The organism is Limosilactobacillus reuteri subsp. simiae (genome assembly GCF_020784875.1).
GTDB lineage: Bacteria > Bacillota > Bacilli > Lactobacillales > Lactobacillaceae > Limosilactobacillus > Limosilactobacillus reuteri_H.
The window spans coordinates 132047-145376 of sequence record NZ_JAJGUI010000109.1 but is presented as its reverse complement, the minus strand read 5'-3'; the positions used below and the strand labels follow the sequence as shown (position 1 = coordinate 145376).

The window sequence follows — 13330 nt, the reverse complement described above, 5'->3', positions numbered from 1 at the left end:
AAGCCTTAGCAGCAGCTAACTTATCTGCAGCAGCAGTTTGAGCATTTACAGCAGTATCATGAGCATCTTGAGCAGTCTTTTGACGAGTCTTGGCATTTTCAAGAGTTTCACCAGCGGCATTTACTTCTGTTTGAGCACCATTCAATGCAGTGTTAGCTTCATCAAATGCTTTTTGAGCAGCAGCTACATCAGCATCTGCCTTGTCAGCAGTAGCTTGAGCAGCATCACGTGCACCAGTTAAGTATTCAACTGAATAGTCATCAGCATTTTGCAAATCTTGTTCTGCTTGAGAAAGGTCATCATTTGCCTTCTTTTGAGCAGCCTTGGCATCGTTTAATGCTGTTTCTGCCTTAGTATAAGCATCGCTGGCAACTGTTTGACGGTTGGCAGCTGCATCGTAGTTACCTTGAGCAGTCTTAAGGTCAGCATTGGCTTCTTCTAAGGCGTTACCAGTTTCGTTAACCTTAGTTTGAGCATCATTAGCAGCCTTTTGTAAAGCGGACATGTCAGGGTTAGTAGTACCTAACTGGTCAGCAGCGGCAGTTTGAGCATTGCGGGCTTCATCAAGGGCCTTTTGAGCTGCACTTAATGTGTTGTTAGCATTGTTCAAAGCAGTAGTTGCCTTTTCTGCGTTAGCTGAAGCTTCTTCATAGGCCTTCTTTAAAGCATCAAGGTTAACAGCCAACTTAGCGTTATCAAGAGCAGTCTTGGCTTGAGCTTGTGCACTGAGAGCTGCATCTAATTGCTTTTGAAGGTTAGCTTGGTTAGCATTTGCTTCGTCAAGAGCCTTTTGAGCAGAAACAATTTGTTCATTAGCATACTTTTCATATGCATTAAGAGCATCAACAGCCTTACCCTTGTTGGAAACAGTTGGGTTTTGGTTATATTCGTTAATTGCATTAATTACGCTTTCAGCTGCTTGTGCTTGTGAACTGTTGTTACCGTAAAGCTTTTGAGCTTCATTAACGGCAGCTTGTGCGGCATTCAAAGCATTGTCAGTCTTGCCATCCTTAAATTGATTGTAGGCAGCTGCAATGTTTGTTGATGCATCAGTAGCAGCACTGGCAGTTGACTTAGCTGCACTGTAATCGTTAAATGCTGAACTTGCAACAGCAGAAGTAGAGTTAGCGTTACTTTGAGCTGTGGAAGTTGCTGCACTCTTAGCAGCTGCTACATTTTCTTGAGCAGTACTGTTAGCTGCACTAGTAGTTACAACAGCACTAGAAGCTGCAGCAACTGCATCACTAGCAGCATTAACCTTTTCTTGAGCTTGTGAAACTACATCAGATGAAACGTTTGAAGCAGCACTTGTTGTACTTGCGGCATTAGCAGAACTAGTTGTTGCAGTAACAGCAGGTTGGTTAGCAACATCAGCGTGAACTTCAGTGTTGTTAACATTTGCTAATGTAAGACCTGCCAAAGTAGCTGTAGTCATTAAACCAGCATATACAATATTTTTCTTTGCTTTGTACATTTTGTAGTGTACTTGATTATTTTTCATAAATAATCCTCCCAAAAATAAAAACTTCAAAATAAAATAATAGTTGTTTTCCAACACCATCATTTTATGTAATCGCTCTTTTTATTTCAAGCCGTTTTCGCTTATCTTTCGATCGATAAAAATAAAAAAAAAAAAAAACGGAACTATTTCCGTCATAGCAACATTTATTTTATAAATTTTGATTACAAAAATTTTAAATTTCTATTTTTCGTTAGATCAATATATTGAAATAGTCTATCATAAGATAATAAAAAATGTAAAAATATAAGCATCACTAATGTTTGGATCCTGAAATCAGCGATGTTTATAGGAGTATTACACAAGATCACTTGATTAGCGAAATTTGATATTAGGCTTAATTTCTAACACAAATTTGCTACCAAAAGTTTATGATGCTATTTCTCAGACTTTTTTCGCTGATCACTTCCATAACGGTCTTGTTCCTTGATTACACTGCTTTTACGGCGATGCTTATTAATAAAATCTTGCTCAGCAGCAAAAATCATTAAAAAGTCGATAAAATTTTTACTAAAATTCTTTTTAAATTTGTCCCATTTATTTTTGGCCATTTTATATACCTCATAAATATCATTCATCTTTACTTTTATTTATTCTAGCATATCTATTTTTGTGCAAACGATTGCGTAATTTTAAAATAAAATTGTGGTAAAATAGAATCTGTAAAAGCGCTTACTTCAAGGAGGAAATATTTTATGGAAATATCTAAAGTACCATTTGGAACCTACAAAGGCGATCCAGTAACAAAATACATTTTAACGAACGATAATGGTGTTCAAGTAGGAATTCTTGATTTTGCCGGTTTACTTCAATCTTTTAAGGTTCCAACAAAAGATGGTGGTAAGGCCGATATGATTTTGACCTCTGAAAACCTCGACGAATTTACTAATAATGGCTTTTGTACTAACCGCTTAATCGGCCGGGTTGCTGGACGAATTGCAGATGGTAAGTTCAGTATTAACGGTAAAGATTACCAAATCGAACAAAACGAAGGTAAAAATGCTCTTCATGGTGGAACTAATGGTTTTTACAGTCACATTTGGCATGTCGATAGCACGAAAGCAACTGATGATTCTGTTTCCATCACTCTTAGTTTAACCTTAAGTCCTGAAGTTGATACATACCCTGGTAAAATGCATGTCACTGCAACCTATACCTTAACTAATGACGACTTCCTTTCACTTAAGATGTCGGCTACTACTGATGCAGATACGTTGTTCAACCCTACCAACCACACATACTGGAATATGGCACCGGCAAATGTTCCAACGGTGGATCAATTAAAGCTTTATGTCAACTCTGAAAATCACTTAGCCGTTGATGATGGCAAGATTCCAACCGGTGAAAAAATCGCTAACGAAGGAACACCATTTGACTTTAGTACCCCAACTACAATGGGCGATGCATTAGAAAAAATGAGTTCAACTAAGGAAAATGGCTTTGATGATATTTGGGAAGTTACTCCTAGTCTCACAAAACCAGTTGCCACACTTGAAGATCCAGAAAGTGGTCGGAAGATGAGTCTTTACTCCGATCGTAACGGATTAGTTATGTATACGATGAACTCAGATGATGCAGCGGTTTACAATCACGGACAAGTTCATCCCCATCTTGGTTTAGCAATGGAAGCGCAGAATCTTTCAGATGCGCCTCACCATCCAGAATTTGGTGATATCACTTTACATCCGGGCGAAGAAAAAACATACACCATTAAATGGCACGTTGAATATTAATTAATTACTAAGTAGTATAAAAAAAGAGATCGACAAATTGTCGATCTCTTTTTGTGTGTTAGGAATTATAAATTAGTCTTTGTCATCTGGGTTATACTTCCCAGCATTTTGAAGGATTTCCTTTGCCTTTTCAAGGTAGTGGTGTTCTGCACGGAATGCCTTGATCTTGCCACCTTCATCATCGGTAAGAGCTGCTAGCTTTTCATCAAGTTCCTTAAATTCCTTGTTAAGGTCCTTAATAACGCCTTCTTCATCTTCCATGTAAACATAGTGATTTTCTGCTGGATCTTTACGACCTTCACCAGCACGTTCTTCAAGCTTTACTGAGTCCTTATCTACTTTCCAAGCATGCTTAAGGATTGACTTAATATCCTTAATTGTTTCGTGTTGAGCAGTACGGTGCTTCTCATTGTCAACACTATCTTCAATCTTTGTTAAGTGTCCTTCAGCATCTGCAATCTTCTTTGCAATACGATCCAAAGCCTTAAGTTGACGTTTTGCGTAATCAGCCATAAATAATTACCTCCTAATATAATAGCTATAATTCCTAATTCACTTTTATTATATTTTTATAATTTAAATTATACAAATAATACGTCTTAAAATTATAGTTAATTTTATTCTGAGGTAATTTCAGCGCTTAAATAAATAGATAATGATAGAAATTCTCCTATTCAATCATCTATTTATTAAAACATCGACTTTTTAGCAATGCTTTGGCTTGTACTTACTGGAATATTAAAATCAGGCAACCCTGGAATATGTAACTCAATTGAGCCAACTTGTTGATTTTTCTTTAGCGGCGCAGTTAGTTGTTTTTTATCATCTCCCTGCACTCGTAATGTTGGTTTAGTTGCTTGTAATTTCATATTCTTTGGAAGCCAAACGGTAGTCTTCTTTGTTAGCTTAATATTAGCCTTATTCTTATTTTTACCATTCTTTACTTTTACACTGGTGAGTTTAGCAGAAAGATCACTTACTTTTTTGATTTCAACTGGCTGATACTCATCAATTAATTTATTATAAAAGTCTTGCTGCATCTTCGACTGGTCATTCCATTCCCCTTTTGTATGCAAGGCAACTAAAATAATCCGGCGTCCTGCAAAGGTTCCTGTTGACACAATACATTTACCCGCGCGATCAGTATTTCCAGTCTTTAAGCCGTCAATTTCCCCATCTTTAGGAGCAAAACCGTTTTGTGGCAAAAGAGCATTCACATTTGTCATTAAGTATTGTTGGTCTTTAGTTACATCAAAGTTAGCAAATTTTTGTTTTGTAATGTCGAGAGTTTCAGGATAGTTTTCAACAAGATACTTTGAGATAAGAGCAACATCTTTAGCAGATAGTAAGTTTTCGGCATCTTTATCTACACCCTTAAGTTTGTGTTTTCCTAAGTCTCCGTTAGGCAACCCGATCATATTGTAGATTTTTATATCTGTAACTCCTGCCTTTTTAGCAAATGCCATCATCTTTTTATTAAAGGCCGCTGTACTGCCCGCGTCAGCTAATGCCAGCGCTTCTGTACTTCCATCAGCAGATACCAGCATCATCGAATCAACTAACTGACGAACTGTGTATTCTTCCCCATTCATTAATGGGACATTTGAAAAGTGCCAATCATCCGCCATCTTGGCAACTGCTGGTGTAATCTTAATCTTTTGATCCCATTTTAAATGATGGTTTCGAATGTCTTGTAAAATTACTCCTAAAGTTAAGATTTTAATTACAGATGCAATTGGGTAGCGTTTAGTTGCATTCTTTTGGTATAGAACCTGGCCACTTTCTGCATCAATCGCATAAGCTGCTCGTGCATCCATCTGAAAAGCTGCAGTATCAGCATGAACTTTTGCGAACATCCCCAAGCCATTTAAACAGATACTAATTATTGCCGTTATTAATAATAATTTGGCAAAAAAAGATTTAACTTTTTTCATTATAACAATTTCTCTCCTTTACACATTTAACTATCATATCCTATTCTGCCTAAAAAAGGTGTAACGATTTGGTAACAATTCCAATGAAATCCTTATTTTTCATTAAATTAAGAAGATGTACCTTTTAACTTCCAGAAATTATCTGTATTATTAATAAGTATGCTAATTTTAATCAGAAAGGGTCGGTTAAAAAATGCAAAGATCGCAACGTCATCGTCGTAAACCGCGCAGACTTATCTTAATTATCATCGCTATTCTGCTCATTATTATGGGGGTCCGGCACTTCAGCTCGACAAACGCCCGCCTAAAATCCGCATGGAATAAAATCATTTTCACTTCCAATAATAATGTTAGTATTGCGGTATATTCACCAAAGACCCACCAAATTTATACTTCTAGTAATGCACCCCAGCATAAGTTTCGAACTGCTAGTACAGTAAAGGTTAGTATTCTAGCGGGAATTCTTGCTAAACAACAAAGTCCTCTTACAAGTCATCAAAAATCGCTTGCTACTAAAATGATTGAACAAAGTGACAATGATTCAACTAGCGAATTATTTGAAGATTATCTTGGCGGAAAAAACGGTCTCCAACAAACTTTTGAAAAATTTGGCATGACCCAATCTCAGGCTAATAGCAGTTGGGGATTAACTGTTACTACTCCAAAAGATCAAGTTAAACTATTAAATAATATTTTCTATAAGTCTAAAGTTTTATCTGATGACGAAAGAAGCGAAATTCGTGATTTAATGGGTAACGTTGAAAGTGACCAAGCCTGGGGAATCTCAGCAAGTAGCGATAATTTTGCATTAAAAAATGGTTGGCTAAATTACGGTAAAGATGAATGGATCGTCAATAGTATTGGCTACGTAAAAAATAGCAACGGAACAGACTACACAATTGCAGTTTATACTGATAAAAATCAATCAATGGCCGCGGGACAACAAGTAATTGAACAACTTGCTCGTGTAACAAAGCCAATATTGGACTAAATTGAAATGATAAACAAAATAGGGGCTGGAAGAAAACTTCAAATTTTCTTCCAGCCCCAGTTTTTATAGGTAGTTTATTGAGAGAGATAAAGCGTTTTGGAAAGGAATACTACCTATTTTATTTTGAGAGAGATTACTAATTAATTTGATGTCTATTTTTGTTCCATCACTTTTTCACCATTAGCTGTAATAGTGAAAGTCTTGTTAGCAGCATCAGCGTCAAGAACAGCAACATTCTTGCCATCCTTATCCTTCCGTGTAATCTTAATAGTTGTTTCAGTTGGTGTTTCCACATCAATAGAACCATCAAGATCAAAGGCTGCAAATTTATTCCGCCATGCAAGTAAGTCTAAGAGATTCTTAACTACTGGACGTTGAACTTCTTGTGCAACTTCTTCTTTAGTGTAGTAGTGACGGTTGATGTTACGACCTTCCTTAGTCTTTTCAAGTAATTCAAGGTCATTTGAACCAGCAAGTAAACCAACATAGTAAACCATTGGAATACCAGGTGCAAATACTTGGAATGCCCGAGAAAGCAAGTAAGCTTTGTCATCGTCACCTAATGCAGAGTAGTAAGTAGAGTTAATTTGGTAAATATCCAAGTTGTTGTATTCAGCGCTTGAGTATTTCCGCTTAACGTTAGCACCAACCTTGTATAATTCATTGGATGCATATTCGATTTCATCATCAGTTAAGATATCCTTAGCATCCACAACCCCAATACCATCATGAGTATCAAGAGTAGTAAATTGCTTCATTGGTGACATCTTTAACCACTTAGCAAGGCGGTTAGTCTTACCAGAGTAAAGGGTATAAAGAGTAGTCATTGGTAAGGTAAAGTCATAGATGAAGAAGTCATGTTGTGAAATCTTTTGTGGAATTGTGTAGTGTTCGTGAATTTCAGGAAGGATGATGGCCTTGTAAGGAGCCAAAATATCTTGAACTTCATTTAAGAGATCCCAGATTTCAGGTTCAACGAAGAAATCATTAGTACCAACCTTCTTAATAGCGTAAGCAAAGGCATCAAGACGAATCATATCTGCACCGTGCTTAACCATATCAATTAATGTTTCCTTGAAGAATTCGTTAGCTACCTTACTCTTAACATTAATATCAATTTGTTCTTCACCGAAAGTGTTCCATAAGTTTTCAGTAGTACCATCATCAAAGGTAATTTCTTGCTTAGGAGCCTTATCCTTCCGCTTGTAAATTAAATCAACATCTTCTTGAGTTGGACGGTTCTTACCAGCTTTTTCCCAGAACTTTTCCCAACGAATAAAGAAGTCGTTGTACTTAGAGTCATCGTGCTTCTTCTTGAAGTCTTGGTACATTTCAGACTTCTTGGAAATATGGTTAATCATGAAGTCAAACATTAAGTAGTAGTCTTCACCTAATGCTTCAACATCATCCCAGTTACCAAAAGCAGAATCAACAACATCGTAACGGTATGGTGCGAAACCACGGTCACCAGTTGATGGGAAGAATGGAAGTAAGTGAACACCGCCGATTGCATCACCGATATAGTTCTTTAATACTTCATGAGTTTCTTTAATATTTTTACCCATTGAGTCAGAGTAAGTGATTAACATTGCTTCATTTTTGATTGGCATAATGATATCCTCCAATAATTTTAAATTTAGTTAGCTTGTTTAGAATGACGAGTTGCAAAGAAAATAATCAAGGCAATAACTATTAGCATTACCCCGTAGATTGGGAATGGTGCGGCAAGATCAAGGCCACTCATTGGGCGACCGACTAACCGATTCATCCATTCAGCAATTGTTGGTGAGAAGAAAGCTCCAAAGTTAAAACCAATCAGTACCATTGAAGTTACTAATGGTTGACGCTTAGCAGGAGCTAAATCCGGCAACAAGTTAAAAATCAACGGAGAAACTAATTGTAGTGGGAAGCCGATTAAAAGCAAACCAATTACTAACATTGCAAAGTTGCCGTTTGCGAAGGCAAATAAGAAGTTTGAAATGGCCATTAATCCAAGACCAAGGTAAACAGTATTAAAACCTAACACTTTATTAATTGATCCGTAGAATAAACCACCAAGCGTTGCCCCAATTAACATTAAGGAAAGGAACATTGATGAACCAGTATAGCTACTTCCCTTAATTGCAACTGCTAAACCAGGGAACCGGTTTTCCATTCCAACATAGTCTACAACCAAGAGGAAGGCAAAGAGAACAAGGAGGTAAACTACTGGACTAATCTTTTTAATTGGTTCTTCCACTTCAGTTAATTCTTCAGCAAGATCGTCTTCTGCAACGTTATTATCTTGTGCTTTGCTATCGTCAGGAACACGAACTGCAAAGAAGAAAAGAACAACGAAAGCAAGAAGATAAACGGCAAATGATGCATGCCAACCTGCATAACTAAGAATCAATCCGGCAATTGCAAGGGTACAAGCTTGACCGATTTGTTCAGCCGCAGCACGCCAACCAAGCATTTGAGCTCGGGTTGTACCTTCATACCAAACTGAAATCATCGAAATTGCTTGAGAGTTGTATAAACCAAACCCTGCTCCTAAAACTAACCGGGAAATCAAAATCGCAGTGTAGTCATTCGCAAACATAGGAACAATTCCGGCAAGACCAACAATTGTAACCCCGGCCATAATAATCTTTTTATCAGAAATGTTGAACCATTGTTGAAGTAATGGTGAAAGGACAACAAAAATCATTACAGCAAATGATGGAGTTGTAACTAAATATTCTGACTGTGTCTGTGAGATTCCGAGTGCCGCCTTTAATTGCGGTAAAGAACCTTGAATGGCATAAGCACTCGTAACCATGAATGAAACTGACAGGAACGCCAATTTGGTAACAAGAGAATTTTTGTTATTCATAATTAGTAGGTACTCTTTCTATAGGTATTTGACAAACGTTTATCATTTCTGTACATCAATAATATACAATGAACTTTTTAAAATGTCAAACGTTTAACAAAGATTTATTGTAAAAAATTGTAATCCATTACATTGTTATTATAACGCGCTTTAAATGAAAATAGATGAAAACTGATGAGAACGCTATTTTAGTTCCTCTTTTGAATCGTTTGTGAATTTATACACATTATATTTTTATAATTTTTTTATTAAAAAAGAGTAAAACAATGACTAATTCATCGTTTTACCCTTTTCAATTTAATATTTACTTAATCCACACAAAGTTTTTTGATTGCCTGCGCATAGATTTCCATTGCTTTATACATGTCTGGCAATGGCCACTGTTCATTAGCTTGATGCATATAATCTGGTGTTGTTGGTAACATTCCCCCAAAGGCAACACAATTATTCATCGTTCGGGCAAAGGTTGCTCCACCAGAAATTTGCGGTTCAGCATTAACATCCCCAGTTTGTTCTTTATAAACTTTCATCAAAGTTTGCACTAATTTACTGTCTTTTGGAACGTACAGTGGTGCTAAATAATCAAAATGAACATACTTCAAATCATAAGCTGCTACCTGCTTACTTAATTTTGCTAGTAAATTATCGCGATCGATCGTTACGGGAATTCGTAAATCAATCTGCATCCTTGTTTCATTTTCATTAATCTCAAGACTAGAAATATTGAAAGTTAATTGTCCAGACTCATCGCGAACATCACCGAGAACATTGCTCCCCGTTGCATCTTCCTTAAATAATTTGCCAATAAAATCAAGTGGCTTAAAATCAAAAACATCATCAAGTGCAATCGCTAACCGTAAAACAGCATTCGTTCCTTCTGGTGCCATCATCGCATGAACAGACTTGCCAATAACAGTAATTGAATTACCGTCACTTGTGTATTCAAAGCCATGCTTATCTAAAGCCGCCTTCACTTCATCCTGCTTTGGACCATCGTACACTGCACTATCAGGGACCGCATTAAACGCATTTTTCAAGTTAATCTTTAGTTGATCTGTTCCTGGACCAACGAGATAAGATTGTTGCAACCCCTTTTCAGCATAAATTAATGGAAATTCAGCATCAGGAGAAATTCCACTATCAATTGGTGCTTCCTTTTTATTATATTCAGCAATTCCACGCCATAGAATTTCTTCATCAGTTCCATAAATAAAACGAATTCGTTGATTAAAGTGATAACCTTGATCCATCAATGCTTTAACAGCATATAAAGCGGCAATTCCTGGACCTTTATCATCTTGTGACCCCCGTCCATAAACTGCATCATTGATTACTGTGCCTTTAAATGGATTATGTTTCCATTTGCCTAAATCGCCGGCAGGAACTGTATCAAGATGACAAATTACACCAAAAATTTTGTCCCCACTACCAACTTCCGCATAGCCATAGTACCCGTCTGGATCTTCATAGGTCTTAAAACCTAATTCATCACAAATCTTCATCATTTCATCGAGGGCGTTCCGAATCCCTCTGCCAAATGGTGCGCCTTCTTCTGCTGGTTGATTATATGATGGAACAGAAATTAGTCGTTCTAAAGTTTTAACAGCAGCTTTTTGTTCATCTTCTGTAATAATTTTATCCATTCAAATCCCCTCCTAGAGCAAGGCAGCAATTCCTAAGAACAAGCAAGTAGCAATAAAGAGATAAATCATTAATTTCAACATCCATTTCCACCAAATGCCGACATTAATATGAGCAATTGCTAATGCTCCCATAACAACTCCCGAAGTTGGGGTGATAAGGTTAACCCAACCTGAAGCTGCTTGATAAGCGGTAATAACAAGGCTACCAGAAACATGCGCAAAATGCCCCATTGGTCCGATAATTCCCATCGTTGCCGCAGCTAACCCAGATGTTGATGGAATTAAGAATGACATTGGGATATAGAAAATATATGTCAAAATAATAAAAATCGTTTGCGATAATCCATGAAGGCCCAATTCTCCCCAGTGAAGAACTGTCCCAGTGATCATCCCATTATTCATTATTACTTGAATTCCCCGTGCAACTGCCACAATAATTGCAACGCTCAAGAAATCTCCCATTCCTGACATGAAGGCATCAATAAATTCGCTTTCCTTCATATGGTAAACAGCCATAATCAAGACCGACATAAAGAGGAAGAGCATGGTAATTTCATTGAAGTACCATGTTCCAAGCGGTGCCATATCATGCCCTAATAAATCACCGAGAAATGGGATATTAACCAACCACTTTGTAAATTTATCAAAAAATGTCCAATGACTATTAAGGTTTGACCATGGAATTAATCCTAGAATCATCACAACAAAAGTAATTCCGAATAGCCAAATAACTGTCTTTTGGCGGCCGGTCATCTTATGGTCGTCATTAGGGTCAGCCTTGACTAAAAAGTGTTTTTCGTCTTCTGCTCGTTGATTGTAAACCAATGATTTAGTTGGATCTTTTTCAATTACCGATGCATAGTGGTAAACATAAATAATACTAATCGTTATCGTAATAATTAAAAGTATTACCCGGGAAACTAAACCATCACCGGGAGAAATATTTAACGTTTGCGAAGCTACTCCTGTGGCAAAGGGGTTAACAGTTGATGCTAAACAACCAACTTGGCTTCCCACTAAAGCAATCGCAACCGCCACAATCGAATCAAAGCCAACGCCCATCATCACGGGAATCAAGAGAGGATAGAATGCAATCGTTTCTTCCCCCATTCCATATGTTGATCCGCCAAGGGCAAACAGAAGCATTAAAATTGGAATCAATTGTTTTTCTCGCCCCTTATACCGGCGAACGATTGAACCGATCCCTTCGTTTAATGCATTTGTCTTATTGACTACTCCTAAGAATCCACCAATAACAAGAATAAATAGTGATACTGAGATGGCTCCATCCGTCTTTTTATCACCGACCATCCCGATAACGGGTGCCATAAAGACATCCCAAATTCCCTGGGGTTTATTTGTAACTGCTTTATATGTACCAGATATAATATTTCCAGCTTTATCTGTTTCATATGTCCCTGCTGGAATAATCCACGTTAAAATTGCAATTAAAATAATAATTAAAAATAAAATTGTAAACGCAGAGGGCATATGAAAATGATGTTTTTTCTTCGTTTGTGTTTCCTGCACAATAACCGCCTCTTTTGTAAAATTAGTATCAATTTTATTTTAATTCAGTTTGAAAGCGGCTTCAACTTAATCTAAGAATTATCCTTAAAGAATGCTATAATTGCCTTGTAATAATTTTAAGGAGGCTGAAGCTAATGGTAATGAATCCCAGTAAAGCTCAAGACGTTTGGAAAGACGCCGGTGAACATGTCCAATTTACTGTATTAGAATTAAAACGAGAAAATCAAGCAAAGGAACAAGAAGCAATTCAAGAATTTGTTGAACGGTTCCAAGCAATTACTCGATCACTGCGAATTCGGGATAATAAAGGTAATCTTAAAGTTTCTTTAGGCTTTAGCAACGACGCATGGGACTATCTTTTCCCAAATGCCCCTAAACCCAAAGAATTAGAAACTTACCAAACATTAACCGGTCCAAAATACAAAATGCCTGCCGCAAAAGGAGATATTTTCCTCCATATTCGTGCAAACGATGAGGCTGCAGTTTACGAATTCATGGCTCAAGTAATGCTCTTCATTAGAGATATTACTAATGTTGTTGATGAAACAAAGGGCTTTCGCTATTTTGAAGGCCGGGCCATTATCGGCTTTATTGATGGAACTGAAAATCCAGAACCTCAGGATGCTGCTGAATACGCAATTATTGGTGATGAGGATCCTACGTTTGAAAATGGTTCATATGCCTTTGCACAAAAATGGCGGCATAACATGGACATTTGGAATAAGCTAACTACTGAAACGCAAGAAAAAGCTGTTGGACGAAAGAAGTTTTCTGACTTAGAATTAAGCGAAAAAGAGAAGTTTAAGAATGCTCATAATGTCGCTTCCCAAGCGGAAATTGATGGTATTGAACAGAAGATTGTGCGCATGAATGTTCCATATTCAGACCCTGCCGCTGATAATACCGGAACTTTCTTTATTGGTTATTCACGGCATTGGACTGTAACTAAGAAGATGCTTGAAAATATGCTTGAGCAAAACGATTATCTCCTAACTTTCTCTGATATTTTAGGTGGTCAACTCTTCTTTATTCCTTCGCGTCCAATGTTGGATCAAATTGCTGAAGGCGAATTAAATTAGTTGATTGACAAGTTGAAGGTAAATTGCTATATTATTAGCAGCAAATT

11 protein-coding genes are annotated in these 13330 nt (G+C 37.1%); 3 read left to right on the top strand and 8 right to left on the bottom strand.

Translation table 11 applies throughout. The annotated features are described in order from the left end of the window. A partial coding sequence (locus tag LMC10_RS07655) for a KxYKxGKxW signal peptide domain-containing protein (RefSeq protein ID WP_229269386.1) occupies positions 1-1501 on the bottom strand: 1501 nt, incomplete at its 3' end. Positions 1502-1896: 395 nt separating this feature from the next. Next, positions 1897-2097: a hypothetical protein gene (locus LMC10_RS07650; RefSeq protein WP_308015806.1), complete on the bottom strand. Its 201-nt coding sequence runs from the start codon at positions 2095-2097 to the stop codon at positions 1897-1899. Between the two features lie 117 nt (positions 2098-2214). On the opposite strand from LMC10_RS07650, the gene LMC10_RS07645 reads away from it, so the two are divergent. Next, positions 2215-3252 carry an aldose epimerase family protein gene (locus LMC10_RS07645; RefSeq protein ID WP_229269384.1) on the top strand — a complete coding sequence of 346 codons (1038 nt, stop codon included), beginning with the start codon at positions 2215-2217 and terminating at the stop codon, positions 3250-3252. Positions 3253-3324: 72 nt separating this feature from the next. Here LMC10_RS07645 and LMC10_RS07640 read toward each other — a convergent pair whose 3' ends face one another. Together LMC10_RS07640 and LMC10_RS07635 are read right to left on the bottom strand one after the other, a co-directional pair. Beyond that, complete coding sequence (locus LMC10_RS07640; RefSeq protein ID WP_216578376.1) at positions 3325-3765, bottom strand: hypothetical protein; 441 nt, start codon at positions 3763-3765, stop codon at positions 3325-3327. A gap of 176 nt (positions 3766-3941) precedes the next feature. Next, positions 3942-5186 carry a D-alanyl-D-alanine carboxypeptidase family protein gene (locus tag LMC10_RS07635; RefSeq protein ID WP_229269383.1) on the bottom strand — a complete coding sequence of 415 codons (1245 nt, stop codon included), beginning with the start codon at positions 5184-5186 and terminating at the stop codon, positions 3942-3944. A 193-nt stretch (positions 5187-5379) separates the two neighbouring features. Between LMC10_RS07635 and LMC10_RS07630 the strand changes: the two genes are divergently transcribed. Next, a complete protein-coding gene (locus tag LMC10_RS07630) occupies positions 5380-6177 on the top strand; it encodes a serine hydrolase (RefSeq protein ID WP_229269382.1) in 798 nt (265 codons plus the stop codon). Between the two features lie 152 nt (positions 6178-6329). Here LMC10_RS07630 and gtfA read toward each other — a convergent pair whose 3' ends face one another. The 4 genes from gtfA to LMC10_RS07610 form a co-directional block, all read right to left on the bottom strand. After that, positions 6330-7787: a sucrose phosphorylase gene (gene gtfA / locus LMC10_RS07625; protein WP_035153750.1), complete on the bottom strand. Its 1458-nt coding sequence runs from the start codon at positions 7785-7787 to the stop codon at positions 6330-6332. Positions 7788-7813: 26 nt separating this feature from the next. Next, entirely contained in the window at positions 7814-9031 is a 1218-nt protein-coding gene (locus tag LMC10_RS07620; RefSeq protein ID WP_016496560.1) for an MFS transporter, read from the bottom strand. Between the two features lie 308 nt (positions 9032-9339). Next, entirely contained in the window at positions 9340-10674 is a 1335-nt protein-coding gene (locus LMC10_RS07615) for a dipeptidase (protein WP_229269381.1), read from the bottom strand. 12 nt (positions 10675-10686) lie between these two features. Continuing rightward, positions 10687-12204: a YfcC family protein gene (locus tag LMC10_RS07610; RefSeq protein ID WP_135951808.1), complete on the bottom strand. Its 1518-nt coding sequence runs from the start codon at positions 12202-12204 to the stop codon at positions 10687-10689. A 134-nt stretch (positions 12205-12338) separates the two neighbouring features. On the opposite strand from LMC10_RS07610, the gene LMC10_RS07605 reads away from it, so the two are divergent. Beyond that, on the top strand, positions 12339-13283 hold the full coding sequence (locus LMC10_RS07605) for a Dyp-type peroxidase (protein WP_035159810.1): 945 nt from the start codon (positions 12339-12341) through the stop codon (positions 13281-13283). Positions 13284-13330 lie beyond the last annotated feature (47 nt).

What these genes read in the sequence shown, in the direction of transcription:
- LMC10_RS07650 (WP_308015806.1), bottom strand. Translation starts at nt 2,097, where the DNA reads ATGAATGATATTTATGAGGTATATAAAATGGCCAAAAATAAATGGGAC.
- LMC10_RS07645 (WP_229269384.1), top strand. Translation starts at nt 2,215, where the DNA reads ATGGAAATATCTAAAGTACCATTTGGAACCTACAAAGGCGATCCAGTA.
- LMC10_RS07640 (WP_216578376.1), bottom strand. Translation starts at nt 3,765, where the DNA reads ATGGCTGATTACGCAAAACGTCAACTTAAGGCTTTGGATCGTATTGCA.
- LMC10_RS07635 (WP_229269383.1), bottom strand. Translation starts at nt 5,186, where the DNA reads ATGAAAAAAGTTAAATCTTTTTTTGCCAAATTATTATTAATAACGGCA.
- LMC10_RS07630 (WP_229269382.1), top strand. Translation starts at nt 5,380, where the DNA reads ATGCAAAGATCGCAACGTCATCGTCGTAAACCGCGCAGACTTATCTTA.
- gtfA (WP_035153750.1), bottom strand. Translation starts at nt 7,787, where the DNA reads ATGCCAATCAAAAATGAAGCAATGTTAATCACTTACTCTGACTCAATG.
- LMC10_RS07620 (WP_016496560.1), bottom strand. Translation starts at nt 9,031, where the DNA reads ATGAATAACAAAAATTCTCTTGTTACCAAATTGGCGTTCCTGTCAGTT.
- LMC10_RS07615 (WP_229269381.1), bottom strand. Translation starts at nt 10,674, where the DNA reads ATGGATAAAATTATTACAGAAGATGAACAAAAAGCTGCTGTTAAAACT.
- LMC10_RS07605 (WP_035159810.1), top strand. Translation starts at nt 12,339, where the DNA reads ATGGTAATGAATCCCAGTAAAGCTCAAGACGTTTGGAAAGACGCCGGT.